Here is a 22508-nt window from a genome sequence, read left to right on the forward strand (position 1 = left end):
CACTGTCGTTATAGCGTCGTAATGTGACGGGGCTCATAAGGAATCAGAGACCCCGATCACGTTTCTTTTCCGGCAATTCGGGCAGTCTGCCCACGCCCGGCCGGGGGATGATGGGTGAAAAGGAGGCACACATGAGCACTCGCCGGACCCTGTTCACCGTCCTCGCGCTCGGCGTGGTCGCGGCCGTAGGCGTAGGTCTCTATCTGTTCCAGCCGTGGCGACTGTTCACCACGGTCACCGTCGACGAGGCACCGATCGTCGCGGTGGACGGCGCGCCACCGCCGGTGATCGCCGAGGGTACCTTCGTCTCCCACGAGCACGACACCTCCGGCACCGCCCAGCTCCAGCGCACGTCGGAGGGCACCGTCGTGCTCCGGATCGTCGACCTGAAGACCTCCGACGGGCCTGCCCTGCACGTCTGGCTCACCGACCAGCCGGTGATCGTCGACGACTGGCACAACTTCGACGACGGCGACCGCATCGACCTCGGCGCCCTGAAGGGAAACGAGGGCAGCCAGAACTACGAGCTGCCCGCCGGTACCGATCTGGCCACGGTGAAGTCGGTCAGTATCTGGTGCGAGCGCTTCCACGTGTCCTTCGGCGCCGCCACGCTGGCGCCCGCGTAGGCGCCGCCCTGTCCGATCAGGGCCTGCCCCGACCCTTCTGCCCCTGCCGAGTGGGCACTCGAACCCTCAGGCGAGCAAGCGCCGCTCGGTGGCCACCGCGACCGCCGCCGCACGGGTGTCGACCCCGAGTTTGTCGTAGATGCGGCCCAGATGCGTTTTCACCGTGGCCTCGCTGATGTGCAGTGCGCGGGCGATCTCGCGGTTGCCGAGGCCGTGGGCGAGCTGACCGAGGATGTCACGCTCACGCGCGGTGAGCGTGGGTCCTGGATTGCGCATCTTGGCCATCACCTTGGCGGCGACCGGCGCCGACAAGGCGGTCTGCCCGCCGGCGGCGGCGTGGATGGCGGCGAACAGTTCCTCCGGCCGCTCGGCCTTGAGCAGGTATCCGGTGGCGCCCGCCTCGATCGCGCGGGTGATGTCGGCGTCGGTGTCGTAGGTGGTCAGCACCAGGACGTGCGGGGTGGGGGCGGGCTGGGAGGTGATCCGGCGGGTCGCTTCGACACCGTCCATGTCACTACCGAGCTGCAGATCCATCAGCACCACGTCGGGGTGCAGGCTCGCGGCCAGCGTGACCGCGGTCGGTCCGTCGGCAGCCTCGCCGACAACCTCGATACCGGGCGCGCTCGACAGCAGTGCGTGCAGTCCGGCGCGGACGACCGCGTGATCGTCACAGATCAACAGGCGCACGGTGGTGGTCACGTGCCGATGTTAGTGCGCGCGTTCCCCGACGATGCGAATCCCTTCGCGGGCCGGCGCCGGCGCGGTCAGCGGATGTTCGTGGCGGCGAGCGCTTCAGTGGCCGGCGATCGCGTCGTCGATGATCCCGGGCGCGAGCGGAATCGCGGCGGAGAGCACCGTGCCGTCACCGGCCGCGGATTCGATAGTGCAGGTGCCGCCGAGTTGGCGCACTCGCGCGCGAATCGCGGGCAGGCCGTGTCCGCGATGTTGTTGCGGGTCGGCCTGCGCGTCGGGGTCGAAGCCGCGTCCGTCGTCGGCAACGTCGAGCACGATCTGGTCGTCGAGGCAGGTCAGGGTGATCGTGGCGGTGGTGGCCGCCGCGTGTTCGCGCACATTGGCCAGCGCGCCCTGAGCGATGCGCAGCAGGGTGGCCTCGACCCGCTGGGGCAACGGGCCCGGCGCTCCTTCTATATGGCAGCGCACGGTCAGGGTGTCCGTGGTCTCTCGTTCGGCGAGCGCGGCCAGCGCGGCGGGCAGGGATCCGCCCGCGGCGAGGTCGGCCGGGGCCAGATCGTGGACGAACCGGCGAGCCTCGGTGAGGTCACGTTCGGCGATGGCGGCGGCCGAGCGTAGATGCGTGTGCGCGAGTTGCGGGTCGCTGTCCCACACCAGGTCGGCGGCTTGGAGCAGCATGCGCTGACTCGACAGTCCCTGGGCCAGGGTGTCGTGGATTTCCATGGCCAGTCGTTGCCGTTCGGCCAGGGTGCCCGCCGTGCGTTCGGTGGCCGCCAGTTCCTGTCTGGTCCGCACCAGGTCGTCGATCAGCGCGGCCTGCCGTTCGGCCTGACGGCGCATTCCGACGAACAGCGCCGTGGTCACCGCCGCCACCGCGGGTGGGGCGAGCACCAGATTCGGATCGAGCCAGCCGGCGATGCGCACCTGACTCGACACCACCAGCGCGGTGAGTACCACGACCAGAATCACCGCGACCCGCTCCGACAGAATCCGCAGCCCCGTGTACACCAGTGGCACCGCGCACCAGGCGAAACTCGGCGCGAGCACCACCAGCACCGACCAGGTGAGCACCAGCGTCGCGAACCACACCAGCCGACCCGACTGACGCAGCTCGCTCAGCGCGTACAGCACCGCGAGCACCACGGAGAGGACGACGATCAGCGGCGTCGACCGCGTCTCGCTGTGCCGGATCAGCCACCGCATCAACGACGCGGCGAGCAGCACATAGAACGCACTGTGGACGATGACGGCGAGCAGGCGCGTGTCGTCTCGCTGGGCGCCGAGCAACTGAGCCATGTCATCCACCTGGGTTCTCGGCGGCTGCCGCCGCGGTTGCCGGCCTCTCGACCTCGATCTTGCCTCCCGCGAGCACTCCGGCGTCGCACCCTCCGGTCGGTCCGGGTCGAGGCGGCCGAGAAAACAGCTCGGCCTGGGCGAACTGTTGATTCTTCCCGATGATCGCCCGAGGTGGGTCATCCGATCGGTTGACCCCGGTGTCGGCCGATCCGGCCCCGGAGTGCAGCCGGTACGCCGATCCGCGCGGGCCCGCGAGCGAACAGGATGGATATCAACAGGCCACGGCAGACCGCCGGCCGGCCGAGATCCGCACAGGAGCAGTCATGACCGCCAAGTCCACCACCCGCAACCGTCTCATCATCGCCGGCGCCACCGTCGGTGTCGTCGCCGCCGGTGTGGTCGGCGTCGTGACGGTCCAGGCGCAGGATCAGGACCCGGCCACTCGCACCCCCGTCGTCGTCAACGCCGCCGACGCCAACCTGGCCCAGTCGACTCACCTGTCGATCGCCGCCGCCACCAAGGCCGCGCAGACCGCCCTCGACGCCGCCGCCAAGGAGAACCAGCGGGTGAGCGTCGCGGTTGTCGACCGCAACGGCAATGTCATCGTCACCCTGCGCGGCGACGGCGCGGGCCCGCAGTCCTACGACGCCGCCCAGCAGAAGGCCTTCACCGCGGTCTCCTGGAACGCCCCCACCACCGAACTGGCCAAGCGCCTCGAGTCGGCTCCCCATCTGGCCGACATCGACGGCACCCTCTTCCTCGGTGGCGGCGCCCCGGTGAAGTCGAACAACGCCCCGATCGCGGGCATCGGCGTGGCAGGCGCTCCGAGCGGTGACCTCGACGAGAAGTTCGCCCAGGCGGGCGTCGCCTCGCTCGGAAGCTGATCAGGATCTGAAGTACTGTCCCCCTGCCGAATTCGGCAGGGGGACAGTGTTCATTCGGTGCGCCGGGCGCGCGCCCGGCGTTTACCCTCGTGCATCGCCTGGACTCGGGCGATCGGAATGGTGTGGCCCTCGGCGATCAAGTCGGCTGGAAGTACTTGTGGCGCAGGCATTTCCGTGTCCCACGGGTCAGCGTCACCGAGCAGGTCCCGCGCCGTACGCAGAGTGAAGTCGGCGGGGGTCACCGAGTCGATGTCGTTCCAGCGCACGGGAAAAGACACCGGTACACCCGGACGGATGCGCGGGCTGTATGCCGCGATCACCGTTGCGCCACCGGCTCGCGTGGAGTCGAGAAAGACCTTGCCCGCGCGGTCCTCGCGGATGAACGCGGTGGTTCCGACGGTGGGGTCGATGCGCTCGGCCCTGGCCGCGACGGCCCGGGTCGCCGCCGCGGCGTCCTCGATCGCGACGCCGGGCTCGATCGGCACGTAGACGTGTAGTCCCTTGGCGCCGCTGGTCTTCACCGCACCGGCGAGCCCGTCGGCCGCCAGCGCGGCCCGGATCAGCTGCGCACCCGCGGCCGCGTCGCGAAACGTCTGTCCCGGTGAGGGATCCAGATCCAGCACCAGGTGCGTCGGTCCCGCGCTGTGGTCGACCGGCAGCAGTAGCGGGTGGTATTCCACCGCGCGCTGGTTTCCGAACCACAGCAGCGTGCGCACGTCGTCGCCGAGCGCGTAGGTGACCTCGCGATGCGAGCTCTCGGCCCACACCGTCGCGCGCGGAACCCAGTCCGGAGTGTATTTCGGCAGGTTCTTCTGCATGAACGGCTCCTGCCCCGGCCGCACCCGCACCACCGACAGCGCCCGCCCCCGCAACACCCGAACGAGCCGCTCCCCCACGAACTCGAGATAGTCGACCAGATCCCGTTTGGTCGCCTCGGCCCCGTCGAACAACGGCTGATCGAGATTGCTCATCTCCACCCCACCGCGCAGCTCTTTGCTGGTCATGGCCCCACCTTGCCCCGCTGCCAGAGGGCGGTCAACCGGTCACGGACACAAACCCGCCGCCCGGCCCCAGCCGAACGCAGGGCGCCTCGATCTGCGGTCACCACCCGTTTTGGTCGATCACCAGGTCGTCGGCTATCGTATGTTCCGCGCGGCTCACCCCGGTGAGCTGTAGTTCTGGCCCCGTCGTCTAGCGGCCTAGGACGCCGCCCTCTCAAGGCGGTAGCGCGGGTTCGAATCCCGTCGGGGCTACAGAGAGAACTCCTCGGTCATGGTGACCGGGGAGTTTTTTTGTGCCCGCGTCTTGTGCCCGGAGTGCAACACATTGACAGACGTTGCACGGTTCATACACTGTAGGAAACGGTGCATGGAGGTGACGTGATCGAGCAGACGGCGTTGGAGAAGCGACTCCAGGACGCCGCGGCGCGTCCCGATGCCGTGAGCGCGTTCCGCGCCGCCAGGGCCGTATTCCTGGCCGGGCACCGACTCGAGATGAAGGAACTCGCCGTCGCGCTCGGGGTGAACCGGGCGACGCTGTTCCGATGGGTCGGCGGGCGCGACGAACTACTCGCCGAGGTGATCTGGTCGGTCGCCGAGCCGACCTTGCGTCGCGCGGCCGCCGCGGCTCCCGGCCACGGCGCGTACCGCATCGCGACGATCCTCGGTGATTTCGCGCAGGCCACCAACACCTCCTACGCCTTCCGCCAGTTCCTGCTGCGCGAACCCGAGCGGTCGCTGCGACTGCTCACCACACGCGCGGGATCGGTGCAGCACCGCGTCGTCGCGATCGTGGAAGAGCTACTCGCCGAGGAGATTTCGGCCGAGAATCTCGATCCGCTGCTGCCGGTGCCCGAGTTGGCGCTGCTGCTGGTGCGGATCACCGAGACCTTCATCTACACCGATGTGATCAGCGGTGAGGAACCCGACGCGGCCAGAGTTGTCCGGGCGTCATTGGTTCTGCTGGGCGAACGGCCCGAACAGTAAGTCAGCGAAAGGACACCATGAAGCGCTCCATCTTTACCGAGGATCACGACGCCTTCCGCGCGTCGGTCGCCGAGTTCGTCAAGCGCTCGATCGAGCCGAATGCCGAACGCTTCGTCGAAGAACGGGCGATCGACCGTGAAACCTGGCTCGCGGCAGGTGAACTCGGCTATCTCGGCCTCGGAGTGCCCGAGGAGTTCGGTGGCAGCGACGCGGGCGACTACCGCTTCAACGCGGTGTTCGGCGAGGAGCTGTCGAAGGCGAGCGCCGCGATCGCGTCCTCGTTCGGCATCCACTACGACGTGTGCGCGCCCTACCTGGTCGAGCTCACCACCGATGAGCAGAAGCAGCGCTGGCTCCCGAAGTTCTGCACCGGCGAGATCATCACGGCCATCGGCATGACCGAGCCGTCGGGCGGCTCCGACCTGGCCGCACTGAAGACCACCGCCGTGCGCGACGGCGACGACTGGATCGTCAACGGCTCGAAGACGTTCATCACCAACGGTTTCAACGCCGACCTGGTGATCGTCGCCGCCCGCACCAGCCCGGAGAAGAAGGCCAAGGGCATCACGCTGTTCGTCATCGAGACCGGCATGGACGGCTTCACTCGTGGTCGCAAGCTCGACAAGGTCGGTCAGCCCGAATCCGATACCGCCGAACTGTTCTTCGACAATGTGCGTGTCCCCGACGCCAACCGGCTCGGCGAGGCCGACCGTGGCTTCATCGCCATGATGGAGCGGCTGCCGCAGGAACGCATCGGCGCGGCGGTCTCCAACCTCGCGCACGCCTCGGCGATCCTGGACGAGACGCTGCAGTACGCCAAGGAGCGCAAGGCATTCGGGCAGCAGATCGGTAGCTTCCAGTACAACAAGTTCCTGTTCGCCGAGCTGGTCACCAAAATCGAAGTGACACAGGCGTTCGTCGATCAGGGCATCGTCGCCCACGCTGCCGGTGAGCTGTCCGCGGTCGACGCGGCGAAGGCCAAGTGGTGGTCGGCACAGGTGCAGAACGACGTGCTCGACGCGTGTGTGCAGTTGCACGGCGGCTACGGCTACATGCGTGAATACCGGGTCGCGCGGGCGTGGATGGACGCCAGGGTGACCAAGATCTGGGCGGGCTCCAACGAGATCATGAAGGAACTGATCGGCCGCGATCTGGGTCTGTAGCGCACAGATAGCGTCGCGCCCGGCGTAGGAGCCACCGGGCGCGACGCGTCGCCGGTCAGTTCAGGATGATCGGCAGCGCGGCCAGATCGTTCTGCGTGAGCACCGGCAGGTTGCCGATCTCACTGTCGGGCACGGCAAGGCGCAGCTTCGGGAAGCGGGCGAACAGCGCGGGCAGCGCGATCGCGGCTTCCAGACGCGACAGCGCGGCGCCGGGGCAGATGTGCGGACCGTAGCCGAAGGCCAAGTGGCGGTTGGCGGTCGGGCGGGTCACGTCGAACTCGTCGGCGGTCTCGCCGTGCACCGCGGTGTCGCGGCCGACGGCACGGTAGGACATCACCACGCCCTCACCCTTGGCGATCACGGTGTCGCCGACAACGATGTCCTCGGTGGCGAAACGCATCAGCAGGTGCGAGACCGGGCCGTCCCAGCGCAGCGATTCCTCGATGACCTGCTTCCACTCCACATCCCCGGCAAGGACTTTCGCCAGCTGCTCGGGTTCGCCGAGCAGCGCGCGCACGGTGTTGATGATCAGGCTGACGGTGGTCTCGTGGCCCGCGGCGACGAGCGCCTTGATGTTGCCGATCGCCTCTTCCTCGGTGAGCGGCTCGCCGCCCTCGTCGGCGGTGACGAACGCCGAGGTCAGATCATCGGCCGGGTCGGCGATCTTCTGCCGGACCAGGTCGGTGAAGTACACATCGAGGCCGCCGATCACCTCGAGGCGCTCGTCCTGCGGGGTCATCACCGAGAAGAACTTCTTGTACCACTCGAGCAGCTGCGCGTGGTCTTCGCGCGCGACGCCCATCAGGTCGCCGACCACGCGCATCGGCAGCGGGTAGGCGAAGACCTCCTTGAGGTCCACGGCAGCGCCGTCGGCGCCGGCGGCTTCGAGGTCGTCGAGCAGGTCGGCAGTCAGCTGTTCGATCACCGGACGTAGCTCTTCCAGCCGCCGCGGGGCCAGTGCCTGGGCCGTCTTGAGCCGCAACCGGCGGTGCTCGGCGCCGTCGACGCTGAACATCGAACGGTCGACGAGGACCATCCCGATCAGCGGCCACTGGGTGGTCACCACGCCGTCGGCATACAGCGACCACGCGTTGATGTCCTTGACCAGCCGGGTGTCGGTGGTCAGCTGACGCGCGAGGGCGTGATCGGTGATCGTCCAGGCGGGCACACCGAGCAGGTCGATCCGGGTGATCGGACCGAGTGCTCGAAGTCGGGCGGTTTCCCCGTTGAGGTCACCGACCATGGGGTCGATGGCGAAAGGGCATGGCGAGCTCACGAGAAACCTCCGACGGGTCGAACTGGTGTGAAACGAACGGGCAGTGCGGTCATGCCCCGAAGGAAAGCCGAAGGTCGCCGGGTGAGCTGGTCGGCGGGCACCCCGAGGTCGACATCGGGCAGCCGGTCGAGCAGCACCTCGATCCCGGTCCTCGCGATGATCTCGGCGATCTGCTGCGCCGGGAAAGGGCAGCGATATTCACCGTAACTGAACGCGAAGTGCGCGTTGTTGCCGGTGGGTACCGAGCCGCCATCGGTAAACGATTGGCGCACATGCGGATCCAGGTTCGCGGCCGCGAGACCGAGCAGCAGCAGGTCGCCCGAACGAATCGTCTTGTCGGCGAGACGGGTGTCGCGCGCTGCCCAGCGCCCCGCCAGAATCGAGGTGGGACCCTCTTCCCAGAGCACCTCGTTCATGGCCTCACCGACACTGCGCCTGCCACCGCCGAGCGCGTTCGCGAACCGGTCGTCGGTGAGCATCAACCGCATGGAGCTGCCGAGCCAGTCGGCGGTGGTGAGGTGACCCGCGGCGGCGATCGCCATCAGGTCGTTCATGTATTCCTCGTCGGTGAACGGCTCGGGGTCGGCCAGCATCATCGAGGCCAGATCCCCAGCGGGACGTGCCCTTTTCGCCGCGACCAGGCGGGCCATGTGCTCGGCGAAGCGGGCGTGCCCGGACTGGGCGTCGGCGCCACCGTCGGCGAGCTGTTTCATCGCCAGGGCGAGGTCTGCGGCATCGATGTCGGGCAGACCGAGGATGCGCGCCAGAGCGAGCGCGGGCAGCGGCACCGCGAACTCGGCGATCAGGTCGGCGCTGCCGCGACCACAGAACCCGTCGACGAGGCGGTCGGCCAGTTCCTCACAGGCTCTGCGCAATTCGAAGTGATCCACCGCGTCCAGTGCCGGTTCCACCATCGCCAGGTGCCTGCGGTGTTCGGCGCCCGCGGTGAAGTAGATCGAAGGCATCGGGTGCCCGATCATCGGCAGCAGCGGCCAGTCCTCCGGAACCCGGCCCCACTGATTCCACAGCGACACATCGCGCGGGAACAGCAGTGGATCGCTGGTCACCTGGTGCAGTTCGCGATAGCCGATGATCAGCCACGCCGGAAAACCGCCCGGCAGCTCCACCTCGACGACCGGGCCGTGGTCGCGGCGCATCCGCCGGTAGACCTCGTGCGGTTCGATGTGGAACTCGGGCCCGCTCAACGGCACCGCGCCGGTGATCGGGCAGGCGCCGGTCGGTGTGCTCATCAGACGGTTTCTCCCTGCGGGACAGCGGAATACAGGTGCTCGACCAACGTGATCAGCACCTGCTTGCTCGATTCGCGCGAGCGCGCGTCACACATCACCAGCGGCACCGCCGGATCGAGATCGAGCGCGTCACGCACCGCTCCGGGCGAATGGGAATCGCCGAAGTCGTTGCAGGCGACCACGAACGGAGTGCCCTGATGTTCGAGCCGGTCGATCGCGTACCAGGAGTCGCTGATCCGGCGCTGGTCGACCAGCACGATCGCGCCGAGCGCACCGGCGAACAGCCGGTCCCACAGGAACCAGAACCGCTGCTGCCCAGGAGCTCCGAACAGATACAGCACGTGTTCGTCGTCGAGGGTGATGCGGCCGAAGTCGAAGGCGACGGTGGTGGTCGACTTGCCGGGCACACCGCTGGTGTCGTCGACACCTGCCCCGACGTCGGTCATCGTGGCTTCGGTGTCGAGGGGCCGGATCTCGCTCACCGAGCGCACCAGTGTCGTTTTGCCGACACCGAATCCGCCGATCACCACGATCTTCAACCCGTGCATTGCCGTGCTGTGCAGCGGCGCTCGAGCCCGCTCGGGCACGTTCTCAGAGCTTGCGAAGTCCAACGAGCACCTTCTCGAGGGTGGAAGCGTCCAGCGACATCGCCGCCGACAGCGGTGGGCGCACCGTGATCTTGCCCGAGGCCAGCAGGTCCGACAGCACGACCGTGGCCACCCCGACGGGCAGGCGCAGCTCGGCCGCGATCTCCACCACGGCGGTCGGCGCCCGGCACATGTCGAGGATCGCGGCCTGCTCCGAGGACATGCCCGCGGTGGGCGCGGACTCGCTGACCACCAGGGTGACCAGGTCGAAGTCCTCGGTTACGGGGGCGCGTCCGCCGGTCAGCGTATAGAAACGGTCGGGATCGTCGTCGCGACCCGCCCTGGTCACTCGATCGCTCCGCGTCTGGGCTGGGCAGCCAGATGCTCACCGAGCTGTTCGACCAGCTCGTGCATCGTGTGGCCGACCAGACCGGCATCGGCGTCCTCGGCGGCGACCACCGCCAGGTGCGCGCCGCGCCCCGCCTCGACCACGAACAGGATGCCGCCGTAGAACTCGGTCATCGACTGGCGAACTCCGCCACGCCCGTCACCGAACTCCACGGATGCCCCGTGCGACAGGCTCTGGAATCCGGCGGCGATGGCGGCCAGCTGATCGGCGCGGTCCACATCGAGTTCCGGTGTGTGGCAGATCTTGAGCCCGTCGCCGGACAGCAGCAGGGCGTGCCTGGCGCGCGGGGTGCGGGCGAGCAGCTTCTCGAGCAGCCAGCCGAGGTGGGCGGGGGCGGTGGTGGTCATCGGTCCTCCATGGGGTCGGGAGCCGCGGCGGCGCTGCCCGGTTCGTGGCTTGTGGTGCGGCCCGGCGCGGAGCGCTGGAAGGCACCGAGGGCAGTGGGCTTGGCCGGGGCCGCCTTGGCGGCGGGTGCGGCGGTGAGACCTTCGGGGTGGACCTGGGCCAGGGTGTCGCCCCGGCGGCGTTTCGGCAGCGAGGGCGAGGTCGGGACCGCGCCGTCGGTCTCCGGTCGCGCGTGCTGGCCGGCCGGCTCGCTGAAATCCATGGTGCCGGTGTCGGTTCTGCGCGGGATCGGACTGTCGAACTGGCTCAGCGTGGCGGGTTCGGCGAAGCGTGGCGCCGCCACCACATTGCGACTGCGGCGTTCGGCGCGGGCGGTGAGCTCGCGCGGGATGACGACGACGACCGCGGTGCCGCCGATCGCCGACGGCCGATACGACACGGTGAGTTCGTGTTTGCGCGCCAGATGCCCGACCACCGCGAGGCCGAGCCGGGTACCCGACAGCGAGGCGAGATCCACGCCCTTGCCCTTGTGATCGCGCCCGGTGACGGCGGATTCGGCGCGGCGCAGCGCGGAATCGCTCATGATCAGGCCGCTGTCCTCGATCGTGATCACCACGCCCGCGGGCACTTCCGCGGCGTAGACGTGCACCTCGGTGGTGGGCGGCGAGAAGTTGCAGGCATTGTCGAGGAGTTCGGCCAGTGTGTGCATCACGCCTTCGGCGGCGTGCCCGGCGATGCCGACCTCGGCGATCGCCCGCAGCCGCACGCGCTGATACCCGGCGACACGGCCCATCGCGCCGCGCAGAATCGATTCCATCGCGATCGGTTTCGCCCAGCGGCGGCCGGTGCGCGCACCGGACAGGACCGCGATGCTGTCGGCCAGTCGTCCGGCCTGGGCGGTGCGGTGGTCGATGTGGAGCAGGTCGGTGAGCACTCGCGGGTCGGCGTGGCGGTGTTCCATCTCCCGCAGTTCGGCCAGCATCGAGGTGGTCATCGCCTGGATGCGGCCGGCCGCACCGGCGAAGGCGGCCAGTGCCGCCGCGCCCCGGCGCGAGTTCTCCTGGGCTTCCCACGCGTACGCGGCGGTGTGCTCGTCGGCCTGGGTCAGGCGCGCGCTCGCCTCGGCCACGGTGGCGGCCAGTTGCTGCTCGGCCTGCTGGGCAGCGGCCAGACTCGCACGCGCCTGCGCGCGCTGACGCAGGGCGAACCACACCGCGGGGCAGCCGATCAGTGCCGCGGCCACCGCCGCGGCGACCACCGGGATGCCGATGGCCGGTGGCGTGAACACCGCGGTCACCGCGGCGATCGCCACCACCGCCACGCCGGCGCCGAGCACCACAGATCCGGCGCTGTCGCCGGACGCCTTCGGCGCAGCTACTGTCTGTGCCATCGGCAGTACTTCCGCAGTACTCACAGGCCCCCTGCCATAGTGGTCGATCAAACACGCAGCAAGGCAGCCTGTTTCGAAGTCGGAGTCGAGCATATCGAGCCCCCGCCCGACCTGCCACTCGACCGATCAGGGTTCACCGGCCGTTGGGGTACGGGTCAGTATCGGGCCTGGTCACGGCAGGTGGGGCGAGACGGCGATCACGTCGCCAGAGCAGGTGCGATGACCGTTGCCATGGCTCGGTAGCCGGAGTCGTTGGGATGCAGGTGATCACCGCTGTCGAACGCGTCGGCGAGGCGGGTGCGATCACCGGGAGTGGCCAGCGCTCGTTCGAGATCGACCACCGTGTCGAAAGCGCCCGACTCCCGAATCCAAGTGTTCACCTCGGTCCGCAATCGTTCCTTCTCCGGCGAGTAGTACGCGGATCCGGCGAACGGCAGAATGGTCGCGCCGACGATGCGCACGCCCGCCGCGCGCGCCTGCGCGATCAAGTCGCGGTATCCGACGATGAGCTGCTCGGTCGAAACCGGCGGGAAGACAACCCCATCCGGGCCCGCACTGCCCGACAGGCCGATGTCGTTGATCCCGATCAGGACGACGGCGGTGCCGACGCCCGGTTGGTCGAGAACGTCGCGACGGAACCGCGCCAGCGCGCTGTCGCCGAGCACGGTCGAGTCGGTGAGCAGCCTGTTGCCGCTGATTCCGGCGTTGACCACCGGGCCGTGGTGGCCTACCGCCGCGAGCTGGTCGGGGTAGCGCAGGTCGGCGTCGGGGGTGGAGCGATAGCCGTCGGTGATCGAATCGCCGAAGGCCACGGTGACGTCGCCGGTGCTCGACCGCAGCGTCTCGATGCCCGCCACGTAGTACCAGGACTGCGAGGTGTCGGTGAACGGCGCCGCCGTCGGGTCGTCGGCGTGATCGCCCTGCGCTCGGTAGCTGGTGGCCAGCGACTGGCCGTGCTGAGTCGCGGGGCCGGTGGGTCGGTCGAAATAGAGCGTGACCGCGATCGATGACCCCACGGTGCGCACCGCGTCGCTGATCACCTCGGCCCCCGGCGCGATCACGAAGGTGGACTGCCCGCCGACGCTCAACCCCCGCACCGATTCCGGGACGATCGCCGCTCCGCCCGCGCTGGCGGCCACCGTCGCCGCCGACACGGGCAGGGGGTACTCGCCGAAGCGATTCGACAACCGAATCCTGACTTGCGGCCCCTCCTGCGACAGGCGAAACACCTGTCGCACAGTCTGATCGGCGAAACCCATCGCCGACCAGTTCTGGTAGACCGGGTACTGCACAGCGGTCGTCCAGGCACTCGACCACGAGGTTTCGGTGTCGCGCGCACCGAACGCCACCAGAATGAGCGCGGCCACGGCGGCGACGGGCGCGGCGATCCACCGCGGGCGCACCGTCAACGCAGCGACCATGTCATGCCGAAAGCCGCCAGAGCGTCGAGGAATTCGACCGGCTCGAACAGCTCGGCGGGTGACTGCGCGCCCGGCTTGCCCACACCGGCGGCGATTCGCGTCGCGACCTCGACCGCGAGCTGGGCGCTGTTGCGGTAGGCGTCGGGACCGCGGCCGATCCCACGCAGGGTCCGGCCGTCGCGGTGGATGTCGACGACCATCGAGTACGCGGCCGGGGCCGACGGTGTTTCGGGCGCGGCGTCCAGATCGGCTTCGGTGACGGTGCCGACGATGTCGAAAATCGACTTCGCGAGTACGCCCTCCACCGAGCGTGCCGGGGTGTGGCGCGGAATCGTCACCACGGAGGGTTGCGGAAACTTCAGCACTGCAATGGGTTCCGTCTCGTCTGGAAGTAGGAAGGTGGTCCGGCGGGGCTGGGGACCGGTGTGGAATTCGCCGTCGGACCAAGACAGGCCGCCACTGGTGAAGACATCTAGATTCTGGAAGACGGTGCGCATACTTCCGCGCGAGCCCTCACCGCCGGGCGTGGCGACATGGCTCAGGACGATCTCGTCGGCGCCGCCGAGTCGCTCGGCGCCGAGGTGGGCGAGCAGGTCGCCGAAGATCCCCGCTTCGGTGGTCGCGGTCGAGAGCGTCACCCCGGCTTGCGCCGCGAGCGGGCCGAATTCGGCGAAGACCTTCTCGACGAAGAGCTGTTCCCCCGCGACGTCGACGTAATGAACGCCGGCGGCGATGGCGGCGCGCAGCACTCCCTCGCCGCGACCGGTGTAGTCGGGCAGCGTACTGATCACGGCGTCGACGTCGGCGAACGCGGCGACGAGCGCGGCGTGATCGTCGGCGGCGGCGACGCGGACCTCGGCGGCGAGTCCGGCGAGCCGCGCGGCGTCGCGGCCTACGGCCACGGTCTCGATACCGCGCTCGCGCAGTTCCCGCACCGCGAATGTTCCGACGTGGCCACTGGCTCCGTAGACGGCGATCTTCATGTCGTGCTCCTTGTGCTCATCGGGCTGATGAACACAGCGTATGAACCATTCGTGAGACAAGAAATCATCCAGAATCTCGTCTGGATATCCGACCGTCTCTGCGAGTACCGTTTTGAACATGGATCTGCTGAGCGATGTCCTGGCCACCGCGAAGACCGGCAGCCCAGCCTCCGGCATGTTCGTGCGGCACGCGCCGTGGGGTCGGGCGTATCCACGCATCGAGAGCGCGGGCTTCCATGTGATTCTGCAGGGTTCGTGCTGGCTGACGCGACCCGATGCGCAGCCGCTGGCACTGGGCGCCGGTGACGCGGTCTTCATGCCTCGTGGGGTCGCCCACGATCTGCTCGACCAGCTCGACAGCCCGGTGACCGAAACCGCGGGCCCCGAGGATGTCCGGATCGTGACGGGGCCGGGCGCTCCCGCGACCCTGCTGTGCGGTTCCTACCAGCTCGCCGCCGACCGAACCCATCCGCTGCTGACGGAACTGCCCGAGGTGGTACACATTCCGGCCCGGCTCGGCACGCATCCGTCGCTGCGCGCCGCGGTGGACCTGCTGGCCGACGAACTCACCCACCCCAACCCCGGCGCCGACGCGGCGATACCCCCACTGCTGGACCTGCTGCTCCTCTATCTCCTGCGCGCCCGGCTCGCGGACTCCGCCCAGACGACCGGCTGGGCGGCCGCGGTCGCCGACCCGGACATCTCCCGCGCCCTGCGCGCCGTCCACGACGACCCCGCCCACGGCTGGACCGTCGAATCCCTCGGCGCCCGAGCAGGTCTCAGTCGCGCCGCCTTCGCCAAACGTTTCACCACACTGGTCGGCGAGCCCCCGCTGACCTACCTCACCCGCTGGCGCATGCTCACCGCTGCCCGCCTGCTCCGCGACACCGACCACCCACTCTCGACCGTCGCGAGGCACACCGGATACAGCTCCGAGTACGCCTTCAGCAAGGCCTTCAAACGCGAATTCGGCACGGCACCTGGCCGATACCGCTCGACATCGACCGAGGTCCTGCTGGCGGGCGCGCGGTAACCGTCAGTCGAGCACAGCCGTAGCCTCCACCTCGACGCGCAGATCCGGCTCACCGAGCGCAGCCACCCCGATCAACGTGATCGGCTTGACCGGATCCACACCGAGCTTCGCCGCCGCCCTGGCAACGCCTTCGCCGCTCCTCGACACGCGAGATCAGTTGAGTTGGGCTACAGCGGCTTTCGTTGCCTCGGCGACAAGGTCGTTGGAGGGTTCGGCGTTCTGGTCCGGCTTGGTGGTGAGGACGGCGAGGACCAGGGGCGCGCGGTGAGGGGGCCAGGCGATAGCTACGTCGAGGGCGGAGCCGTAGGCGGGGCTGCCGGTTTTGTCGCCGACGATCCAGTCCGTGGGCAGACCTGCCTTGATGCGTTTGGCGCCGGTCTTGCTCGCCTTCAGCCACGTGGCGAGTTGGGCGCGTTCGGGTTCCGGGAGGGCGGTGCCGACGACGAGGGCACGGTAGTTCGCCACCAGGGCGGCAGCGGTGGTGGTGTCGCGTTCGTCGCCGGGGATCGCGGTGTTGAGTTCGGGCTCCCAGCGATCGAGACGGGACACGGTGTCGCCCAGGGTGCGCAGGAAGGCGGTGAATCCCGCTGGGCCACCGAGCAATCGGAGCAGCATGTTGCCCGCGGTGTTGTCGGACAGGGTGATCGCCGCGTCGCAGAGCGCGGTGACGGTCATGCCGGTGTCGATGTGTTTCTCCGTCTCCGGCGAGTTCACGACGATGTCGGCCGCGGTGTAGCGGATGACCTGGTCGAAATAGCCGGTGGACAGCGGATGCGCCTGCAGGAGTGCGCCGCACGCCACACCCTTGAAGGTCGAGGCCATCGGGAAGCGTTCGCCCTCCCGGTAGTCGACCGTGGCTCCGCTTGCGGTGTCAACTACCGACAGACCCAGTCGGGCACCGTATTTCGCCTCCATGCCGGCGAATGTCGCGGTGGCGGGCACGGCCGCCGAAGTACTCGGTGCCGGTTCGGCGTCGTTGCGCGAGCAGGCGGTGCACGTCACGGCCGAGATCGCCAGCGCGACGGCGGCGATCCGGGTGCGGAGGCGGGGCGTCAGTGTGGAGGAAGTCACCGGTGCACGCAATCATCGCCGACCGGTTCGAAGCCAATACCGGACAGCGGGCTGGACGAGTCGCACCCGATATCACCGCAGGTGAACAGCGGTAAGGCGACAGGGAAGACCGATACCCACCAGCTCGTCCGCCCAGATCGACCGAGCCGTGGCAAGAGCGCTGGTTCAATGGCCGATATGGATCTGATCCGCCACCTCCGGTTCTTCGTCTCCGTCGCGGACGAGGGCCACTTCGGGCGGGCAGCAGCGGCACTCGACATGACCCAACCTCCCCTGTCGCAGGGGTTGCGCCGCCTCGAACAACATCTCGACGTCGAACTCATCCACCGCACCAGCCAGGGCGCGCTACTCACCACCGCGGGCAAACACCTGTTGCCGCGTGCCCGGCTGCTCGTCGACGACGCCGACCGATTGCTCGCCGAATCACTGCGGATCGCGCAGCTCAGCGGGACCGTGCGGTTCGCGGCGACGACCGCGCTCCCCGATCGTCTGGTCACCGCGTGTGTCACCGGCTTGCGCGCCGCGGGTGGCAGCGTGGCGACGACACTGGCCACGACCGTCGATCTCGTCGCCGAGGTGCGCGCGGGCATCTGCGATGTGGCGGTGATCGAACATCCGGCGCTGGTCGACGGGGTGGAGGCCGGACCGGTGGTGAAGTTACCGCGCTGGTTGGTGGTACCCGCCGAGCACCGCACCACCACCGCCGAACGACCGACCTTCCCGATGCTCGCCGGACTGCACTTCGCGCATCCACCGCGCGCCGCGAACCCGCCCGCCTTCGACAGCATCATCGACCTGCTGCGGGAACGGGGGCTGGACGCACCACCACTCGCGGCTCCCGACGATCGGGCGGTGTTGGCCGCGGTGGCGGCGGGCACGAGTTTCGGCGTCACCGCCACCTCGCCGACGCCGACACCGGGGGTGGCCTGGCTCACGCTGGCACCGCAGTCGATTGCCCTGCGGATCAGGGTAATTCGCAGAGCGGACGCGGGAGCGCATGCCGATGCGCTGGATCGGGTGCTGTACCGGGAGCGGCTGCGATGAGTGTGTTCGACGCGGCGAGGGACGGCATGACGGAATCGGCGAGTGCCCGGATCCGTGCCGTGTTCGCCGATGCCGGCTGCGTCGGCTGGTTGCACGCCCGGCGCTGCGATGGGTCCGCCGGCGAGATCTCCGTCGGTGGGCACGAGCGGGTGGTGATCGCGTCGGTCTACAAACTGCTGCTGCTGGCAGCGTTCTTGCGACAGGTCGACCACGGCCTGATCGACCCCACCGGCCGGCTCACCATCGATCCCGCCGACTGCACGCCGGGCCCTACCGGACTGGCGGCACTCCATGATCCGGTCACGCTGAGCCGCCGCGATCTGGCGGCATCGATGATGACCGTGTCCGACAATGCCGCCGCCGATGTCCTGCTCGGCGAGGTCGGTCTCGCCGCGGTGAGCGAGCTGGTGCACGAGCTCGCTCTGACGGATACCCGGATCGTCGGCGGGACGGCCGACCAGCACCGCAGCCTGGTCCGCGATACCGATACCCACAGCACCGCAGAGGCTTTCGCGGTCCTGGCGGACAACGACGAGGCGTGGACCGTTTCCGCCTACGACCCCTCCTACGCCAGCGCGACCACACCTGAGGAGATGACCCGGTTCCTGGGGAAGCTGTGGACCGGTGACATATTGTCCACGGCCGGTACGGCATTCGCGCGCACGGTGATGAGCAAGCAGATCTGGCCGCACCGCATCGCCGCCGGATTCCCCCATCGAGGAGTCCTGGTGGCGGGCAAGACCGGCACCATCGGGGTGATCCGCAACGAAGTCGCCGTCGTCGAATTCCCTGGCGAAACACCGGTAGCGGTAGCGGTCTTCACCCGCGCCGCCCGCGCGGATCCGATGCTGCCGGTGGTCGACACCGCGATCGGCGAAGCGGCACGGATCGCCGTCACCGAACTGCGCCGCCCACGCTGAGGTGACAACTCTCTGACGACCATGGCTAGCATCGTCGTTTGTGGGTGGAGATTCTTCCGGCTTCGGCCGAGTGCAGAAAATCGGGATCGCGGCGGGGGCGCTGGGTGTGGTGCTGGCGGTGGCGACTCCGTTGCTACCGGTTCAGCAGCAGCGCGCGAGCCTGGAGTGGCCACAGCCCCAGTCGATGCAACTCAGCGCGCCACTCGTGGACTACGTGCCGTTGTCGCTCGACGTGAGCATTCCGTGTACGGCGTTGCGCGACATGACCGGCGGGACAGTCCTGGCCACCGTTCCCGCCCAGGCGCCGCGAGCAGGATCGAAAGGCTTGGTCGCGCGCATCGAGAACCGGCCGGGAGCCGGGCCCACATTGTCCGTGGTGCTGCGCGACAAGCTGCTGTTGAGCGCGCCGATCGCGGATATCGCGGGGAACGACCCCGTGAAAGAGAGCTCAGCCGCCGACGGCCGTGATGGCACACAACCACCCCCTACCGACGCGAACCGGCCACCCGCCCCCAACGGCGCACCGCCCGTCGGCGGCACTCCCCCTAACAACGCACCACCCGCCAGCGGCACCCCACCCAACAACGCACCACCCACCAGCGGCACCCCACCCAACAACGCACCACCCGCCAGCGGCACCCCACCCGGCGGTGCACCGCCCTCTAGCGGCGCCACTCCCAACGGTGCGCCACCACCCGGCGGCACCACTGCACCTAACGGCGCGCCACCCACCGGCACCACTCCACCTAGCGGCGCTCCCGCTCCTGGCAGCACTCCCCCTTCGGGCGCGGTTCCGCCGAACGGGCCGAGCGGTGCACCGTCCTCGACGACGAAGCCACCGGCCGGACCGGGCGGCGCGCCCGGCGCAGCCGTGCCCGAGACCGCACACGACGCCCGATGCGGAGCGCTGACCGTGGTTTCCACCGGCTCGAGCACGACCGCCGAGCTCACCGGTATGACCCGGGCCGACGGATCGCCGATGAAGACGACCGTGGACGCTGATGTGCGCCCGCAGGTGGTCGGAGTCTTCACCGAGCTGGATCGCGGACGGATGGGAGACGCGCGACTGCATGCCGAGATCGATGCGCGGTTCTCGTCGAGTCCGAGTGGCTGGAAGCTGGCGGCGATCGTCGGGGCGGTGTTGAGCGCCTTGCTCGCCCTGATCTGCCTGCACCGCGGCGACGCTCGCGACGGCCGCCGGACGCGTCGCGTTCTGCCCGCCCGGTGGTGGCGGTTCACCGGTCTCGACGCGGTGGTCGCGGGCACATTGGTCAGCTGGCATGTGTTCGGCGCCAACAGTTCTGACGACGGCTACATCCTCACCATGGCACGCGCGTCGAAGGAAGCGGGCTACACCGCCAATTACTACCGCTGGTTCCAGGTCGCCGAGGCACCGTTCGGCTGGCCCTACGAGGTGCTCGCCCAGATGACCCGGGTCAGCGAGATCGGGGTGTGGATGCGGTTGCCCGCATTACTCGCCGGGTTCGTGTGCTGGCTGGTGCTCAGCCGGGAAGTGTTGCCGCGCCTGGGTTCCGGTGTGCGCGCGAGCCGGGTCGCGCGCTGGACCGCGGCCCTGGTGTTCCTGTCGATCTGGCTGCCCTACAACAACGGCCTGCGTCCCGAACCCCTGATCGCGGTCGGCGCGCTCCTCACCTGGTGCTCGATGGAACGGGCGATCGCCACCCGCCGCCTGTTGCCCGCCGCCGTCGCGGTGCTGATCGCCGCGTTCTCCCTGGCGGCCGGTCCCACCGGATTGATCTGCGTGGCAGCACTGCTGGCCGGTTCGCGACCGGTGCTGCGCACGATCATCGCCCGCGCCAGACCGGCTTCGGGCGCCAGCGCGTCCGCTCGCGGAACTGTGGTCCTCCGATACGCCGCACTCGTGGCCCCGATCGTCGCCGCGGGCACTCTCGTACTGGTCGTCGTCTTCGCCGACCAAACCTTCTCGACCGTCCTCGAAGCCACCCGCGTGCGCCAGCTCGTCGGCCCCGACATGTCCTGGTTCGAGGAACGCACCCGCTGGGATTCCCTGCTGTCGGTCAACCCCGACGGCTCCCTGGCCCGTCGCTTCGGCGTCCTCGCCATGCTCCTGTGCCTCGCGGTCGGCATCGTCGCGACGCTGCGCCGCGGGCGGATCCCGGCGACCGCGCGTGGCCCGGTGACCCGAATCCTCGCCGTCGTCTTCATGGCACTGCTGCTGATGATGTTCACCCCCACCAAGTGGACGCATCATTTCGGCGTCTACGGGGGCCTGGCGGCCGCACTCGCCGCGATCACGGCTGTGGCGCTGGTCCGCGTCGGCCGGAACTATCTGCGAACACTGTTCGCCGCCGCGGTGCTGTTGCTGCTCGCCGTGAGCTTCACCGGCTCCAACGGGTGGTGGTACGTCTCCGGCTACGGGGTCCCGTGGCCCGACCGCGCCCCCACGCTCGGCGGGATCGAGGTGTCGACCCTCTTCCTCGCCGCGACAGCCGCAACCCTCCTCGCGGCCCTGTTCCAGTACTACCGTGCAGGCATCGAGCCCTCCGCCGTAGGGGACGGTGCCGATGACCTACGCGACCCGAGCGATGACGACGGCGGCACCGGTGATGACAGAACCGATGGCGATGCCGCCGGTTCTGACACGAGTCGAGTACTCGAACGCGGAAGCGGCGTGCAGCGGAAGTCCGGTGGCGGTATCGGTCCCCGCAGGCCGAATCGCAAGATCCCGGCCGTCGCACCGCTGACCGTTGCCGCAGCGGCCATGGTGCTGTTCGAAGTGGGTTCGCTTGCTGCGGCAGCTGTTTCGCAGTACCCGGCCTATTCGGTCGGGCTGTCGAATCTGCGCGCGCTGACGGGTGACCGGTGCGCGATGGCCGATGACGTTCTCGTCGAGACGAATACCGCCGACTCCCTGCTGACCCCGTACAACGGCACCGTCGCTGACGGGCTGGCCGCCGAGAACACCGGCTTCACCCCGAACGGTGTCGGAAGCCTCGCCCCCGATCCCGGTCCCGGCCAATCCTCCGCCCCGCCGTCGGGTTCCGGCCCCAGTCCCAGCGGAAGCGGACCCGGCGGCCCAGGCCCCGGCGGAGGTGCACCCGGCAACTCAGGCCCCGGCGGAGGCGCACCCGGCAACTCAGGCCCCGGCGGAAGTGGACCCGGCGGTGCGAGCCCCGGTGGCTCAGCACCTGGTGGGGGCACTTCTCCAGGTGGCGTGAACGGGACGCCGGGCAGCAACGGCGGCTCTACCGAGGCACCACCGGGCGGTCCGAACGCGGGACCACCCGGCGCGTCCGGTCCTGCCGTGACCGGCGTGAACGGCAGCACGGCGGCATTGCCGTTCGGCCTCGCCCCGGAACGAACACCGGTACTCGGCAGTTACTCGACCGGCGAACCGCAGCGAACGCAGTTGACGACGCAGTGGTATCGGCTGGATCTGGCCGCCGCACAGCAGAATCCGGTGTACCGGGTGATGATCCTGACGGTGGCCGGTCGGATCGAGTCCACGGCGCCCGATGGCTCACGCATGCCAGGGCAGCGCTTGCGAGTGGAGTTCGCTCGTCGGGCCGAGGACGGAACCACCACCGCCCTGGGCGATGCGGTCCCGCCGACGGTTGGTGGCGCTCCGGGCTGGCGGAACCTCCCGATCGCGCTGGATCGAGTTCCTGTGGGCACCACTGCCGTTCGTCTCGTCGCCGACGCGACGGAGCCCGACCCCATGCAGTGGCTCGCGATCACCCCACCGCGCCTGCCGAAATTGTCGAGCCTGAACACCGTCGTCGGCAGCACCGACCCGGTCTTCGCGGATTGGCATGTGGGACTGGCTTTCCCGTGCCAGCGTCCGTTCGACCACCACACCGGTGTCGCGGTGATGCCGATCTGGCGAATCCAGCCCGACAAGCTCAACGCCCAGGTCTCCGAGACCTGGCAGGGCGACACCGGCGGCGGCCCCCTCGGCTGGACCGGCATGCTCATGCAGTCACGCACCATTCCGGCCTATCTGGCCGAGGACTGGGCCCGCGACTGGGGCGAGCTCCAACGCCTCACCCGCACCGTCGCCGCACCACCGGCCGACATCACCGTGCGCACCGAGCTCCGCTGGGGCCTGACGAACGAAACCCCGATCAAAACCAGTTGACCGCCGCAAACG

At 69.0% G+C, this 22508-nt stretch carries 21 protein-coding genes and 1 tRNA gene; 9 read left to right on the top strand and 13 right to left on the bottom strand.

Annotated elements, in window-relative coordinates; all coding sequences use genetic code 11:
* Positions 1-131 precede the first annotated feature (131 nt).
* Positions 132-626 carry a DM13 domain-containing protein gene (locus ACWGCN_RS11580; RefSeq protein ID WP_379314650.1) on the top strand — a complete coding sequence of 165 codons (495 nt, stop codon included), beginning with the start codon at positions 132-134 and terminating at the stop codon, positions 624-626.
* 66 nt (positions 627-692) lie between these two features.
* On the opposite strand, the gene ACWGCN_RS11585 is transcribed toward ACWGCN_RS11580, so the two are convergent.
* Complete coding sequence (locus tag ACWGCN_RS11585) at positions 693-1325, bottom strand: response regulator (protein ID WP_378991457.1); 633 nt, start codon at positions 1323-1325, stop codon at positions 693-695.
* A gap of 93 nt (positions 1326-1418) precedes the next feature.
* A complete protein-coding gene (locus ACWGCN_RS11590; RefSeq protein WP_452459484.1) occupies positions 1419-2615 on the bottom strand; it encodes a sensor histidine kinase in 1197 nt (398 codons plus the stop codon).
* Positions 2616-2938: 323 nt separating this feature from the next.
* Here ACWGCN_RS11590 and ACWGCN_RS11595 point away from each other — a divergent pair, with 323 nt between their 5' ends.
* On the top strand, positions 2939-3499 hold the full coding sequence (locus ACWGCN_RS11595; protein WP_378633096.1) for a GlcG/HbpS family heme-binding protein: 561 nt from the start codon (positions 2939-2941) through the stop codon (positions 3497-3499).
* 50 nt (positions 3500-3549) lie between these two features.
* Here ACWGCN_RS11595 and ACWGCN_RS11600 read toward each other — a convergent pair whose 3' ends face one another.
* Positions 3550-4503: a DNA polymerase domain-containing protein gene (locus ACWGCN_RS11600; RefSeq protein ID WP_387447168.1), complete on the bottom strand. Its 954-nt coding sequence runs from the start codon at positions 4501-4503 to the stop codon at positions 3550-3552.
* Between the two features lie 176 nt (positions 4504-4679).
* On the opposite strand from ACWGCN_RS11600, the gene ACWGCN_RS11605 reads away from it, so the two are divergent.
* From ACWGCN_RS11605 to ACWGCN_RS11615, 3 genes are all read left to right on the top strand, one after another.
* Positions 4680-4752, top strand: a tRNA-Glu gene (locus ACWGCN_RS11605).
* A 126-nt stretch (positions 4753-4878) separates the two neighbouring features.
* Entirely contained in the window at positions 4879-5484 is a 606-nt protein-coding gene (locus ACWGCN_RS11610) for a QsdR family transcriptional regulator (RefSeq protein ID WP_378991452.1), read from the top strand.
* 17 nt (positions 5485-5501) lie between these two features.
* The gene (locus tag ACWGCN_RS11615; RefSeq protein ID WP_452460003.1) at positions 5502-6647 is read left to right on the top strand and encodes an acyl-CoA dehydrogenase family protein; all 1146 of its coding nucleotides are present in this window, start codon (positions 5502-5504) and stop codon (positions 6645-6647) included.
* A gap of 55 nt (positions 6648-6702) precedes the next feature.
* On the opposite strand, the gene ACWGCN_RS11620 is transcribed toward ACWGCN_RS11615, so the two are convergent.
* The 8 genes from ACWGCN_RS11620 to ACWGCN_RS11655 all read right to left on the bottom strand — a co-directional run bounded on the left by ACWGCN_RS11620 (position 6703) and on the right by ACWGCN_RS11655 (position 14308).
* Complete coding sequence (locus tag ACWGCN_RS11620) at positions 6703-7923, bottom strand: cytochrome P450 family protein (protein WP_452460002.1); 1221 nt, start codon at positions 7921-7923, stop codon at positions 6703-6705.
* The gene (locus ACWGCN_RS11625; RefSeq protein ID WP_378991449.1) at positions 7920-9173 is read right to left on the bottom strand and encodes a cytochrome P450; all 1254 of its coding nucleotides are present in this window, start codon (positions 9171-9173) and stop codon (positions 7920-7922) included. The genes ACWGCN_RS11620 and ACWGCN_RS11625 overlap by 4 nt, the downstream gene beginning before the upstream one ends.
* Entirely contained in the window at positions 9173-9721 is a 549-nt protein-coding gene (locus ACWGCN_RS11630; protein WP_378633469.1) for a GTP-binding protein, read from the bottom strand. Before ACWGCN_RS11630 ends, ACWGCN_RS11625 begins: the two co-directional genes overlap by 1 nt.
* A gap of 43 nt (positions 9722-9764) precedes the next feature.
* The gene (locus ACWGCN_RS11635; protein ID WP_378991448.1) at positions 9765-10109 is read right to left on the bottom strand and encodes a DUF742 domain-containing protein; all 345 of its coding nucleotides are present in this window, start codon (positions 10107-10109) and stop codon (positions 9765-9767) included.
* Positions 10106-10516 (bottom strand): roadblock/LC7 domain-containing protein, encoded by a 411-nt coding sequence (locus ACWGCN_RS11640; protein WP_378633077.1) that lies wholly within the window; start codon positions 10514-10516, stop codon positions 10106-10108. The genes ACWGCN_RS11635 and ACWGCN_RS11640 overlap by 4 nt, the downstream gene beginning before the upstream one ends.
* Positions 10513-11904, bottom strand: a complete 1392-nt coding sequence (locus tag ACWGCN_RS11645; RefSeq protein WP_452460001.1) for a sensor histidine kinase — start codon at positions 11902-11904, stop codon at positions 10513-10515. Before ACWGCN_RS11645 ends, ACWGCN_RS11640 begins: the two co-directional genes overlap by 4 nt.
* A gap of 197 nt (positions 11905-12101) precedes the next feature.
* On the bottom strand, positions 12102-13307 hold the full coding sequence (locus tag ACWGCN_RS11650; protein ID WP_452460004.1) for an SGNH/GDSL hydrolase family protein: 1206 nt from the start codon (positions 13305-13307) through the stop codon (positions 12102-12104).
* 2 nt (positions 13308-13309) lie between these two features.
* On the bottom strand, positions 13310-14308 hold the full coding sequence (locus ACWGCN_RS11655; protein ID WP_452460000.1) for a saccharopine dehydrogenase NADP-binding domain-containing protein: 999 nt from the start codon (positions 14306-14308) through the stop codon (positions 13310-13312).
* 118 nt (positions 14309-14426) lie between these two features.
* On the opposite strand from ACWGCN_RS11655, the gene ACWGCN_RS11660 reads away from it, so the two are divergent.
* Positions 14427-15341 (top strand): AraC family transcriptional regulator, encoded by a 915-nt coding sequence (locus ACWGCN_RS11660; protein WP_452459999.1) that lies wholly within the window; start codon positions 14427-14429, stop codon positions 15339-15341.
* Positions 15342-15344: 3 nt separating this feature from the next.
* Here the strand turns inward: ACWGCN_RS11660 and ACWGCN_RS11665 are convergent, their stop codons facing one another.
* Both ACWGCN_RS11665 and bla read right to left on the bottom strand, forming a co-directional pair.
* Positions 15345-15488 carry a hypothetical protein gene (locus ACWGCN_RS11665; protein WP_452459998.1) on the bottom strand — a complete coding sequence of 48 codons (144 nt, stop codon included), beginning with the start codon at positions 15486-15488 and terminating at the stop codon, positions 15345-15347.
* A 6-nt stretch (positions 15489-15494) separates the two neighbouring features.
* Positions 15495-16412: a class A beta-lactamase gene (bla, locus tag ACWGCN_RS11670; RefSeq protein ID WP_452459997.1), complete on the bottom strand. Its 918-nt coding sequence runs from the start codon at positions 16410-16412 to the stop codon at positions 15495-15497.
* 168 nt (positions 16413-16580) lie between these two features.
* On the opposite strand from bla, the gene ACWGCN_RS11675 reads away from it, so the two are divergent.
* Genes ACWGCN_RS11675 through ACWGCN_RS11685 form a run of 3 tightly spaced genes read left to right on the top strand, consistent with a single transcriptional unit; the run spans position 16581 to position 22496 of the window.
* Complete coding sequence (locus ACWGCN_RS11675) at positions 16581-17456, top strand: LysR family transcriptional regulator (protein ID WP_378991439.1); 876 nt, start codon at positions 16581-16583, stop codon at positions 17454-17456.
* 26 nt (positions 17457-17482) lie between these two features.
* Positions 17483-18376 (top strand): serine hydrolase, encoded by an 894-nt coding sequence (locus ACWGCN_RS11680; RefSeq protein WP_378991631.1) that lies wholly within the window; start codon positions 17483-17485, stop codon positions 18374-18376.
* Between the two features lie 40 nt (positions 18377-18416).
* Positions 18417-22496 (top strand): arabinosyltransferase domain-containing protein, encoded by a 4080-nt coding sequence (locus tag ACWGCN_RS11685; RefSeq protein WP_452459996.1) that lies wholly within the window; start codon positions 18417-18419, stop codon positions 22494-22496.
* The last annotated feature ends 12 nt before the right edge of the window (positions 22497-22508 follow it).

Source organism: Nocardia sp. NPDC055050, assembly GCF_053608345.1.

Excerpts from the sequence above, each read along its gene's own strand:
- ACWGCN_RS11655 (WP_452460000.1), bottom strand. The coding sequence starts at position 14,308 with ATGAAGATCGCCGTCTACGGAGCCAGTGGCCACGTCGGAACATTCGCG.
- ACWGCN_RS11660 (WP_452459999.1), top strand. The coding sequence starts at position 14,427 with ATGGATCTGCTGAGCGATGTCCTGGCCACCGCGAAGACCGGCAGCCCA.
- ACWGCN_RS11675 (WP_378991439.1), top strand. The coding sequence starts at position 16,581 with ATGGCCGATATGGATCTGATCCGCCACCTCCGGTTCTTCGTCTCCGTC.
- ACWGCN_RS11640 (WP_378633077.1), bottom strand. The coding sequence starts at position 10,516 with ATGACCACCACCGCCCCCGCCCACCTCGGCTGGCTGCTCGAGAAGCTG.
- ACWGCN_RS11590 (WP_452459484.1), bottom strand. The coding sequence starts at position 2,615 with ATGGCTCAGTTGCTCGGCGCCCAGCGAGACGACACGCGCCTGCTCGCC.
- ACWGCN_RS11595 (WP_378633096.1), top strand. The coding sequence starts at position 2,939 with ATGACCGCCAAGTCCACCACCCGCAACCGTCTCATCATCGCCGGCGCC.
- ACWGCN_RS11625 (WP_378991449.1), bottom strand. The coding sequence starts at position 9,173 with ATGAGCACACCGACCGGCGCCTGCCCGATCACCGGCGCGGTGCCGTTG.
- ACWGCN_RS11615 (WP_452460003.1), top strand. The coding sequence starts at position 5,502 with ATGAAGCGCTCCATCTTTACCGAGGATCACGACGCCTTCCGCGCGTCG.
- ACWGCN_RS11580 (WP_379314650.1), top strand. The coding sequence starts at position 132 with ATGAGCACTCGCCGGACCCTGTTCACCGTCCTCGCGCTCGGCGTGGTC.
- ACWGCN_RS11680 (WP_378991631.1), top strand. The coding sequence starts at position 17,483 with ATGACGGAATCGGCGAGTGCCCGGATCCGTGCCGTGTTCGCCGATGCC.
- ACWGCN_RS11600 (WP_387447168.1), bottom strand. The coding sequence starts at position 4,503 with ATGACCAGCAAAGAGCTGCGCGGTGGGGTGGAGATGAGCAATCTCGAT.
- ACWGCN_RS11645 (WP_452460001.1), bottom strand. The coding sequence starts at position 11,904 with ATGGCACAGACAGTAGCTGCGCCGAAGGCGTCCGGCGACAGCGCCGGA.
- ACWGCN_RS11630 (WP_378633469.1), bottom strand. The coding sequence starts at position 9,721 with ATGCACGGGTTGAAGATCGTGGTGATCGGCGGATTCGGTGTCGGCAAA.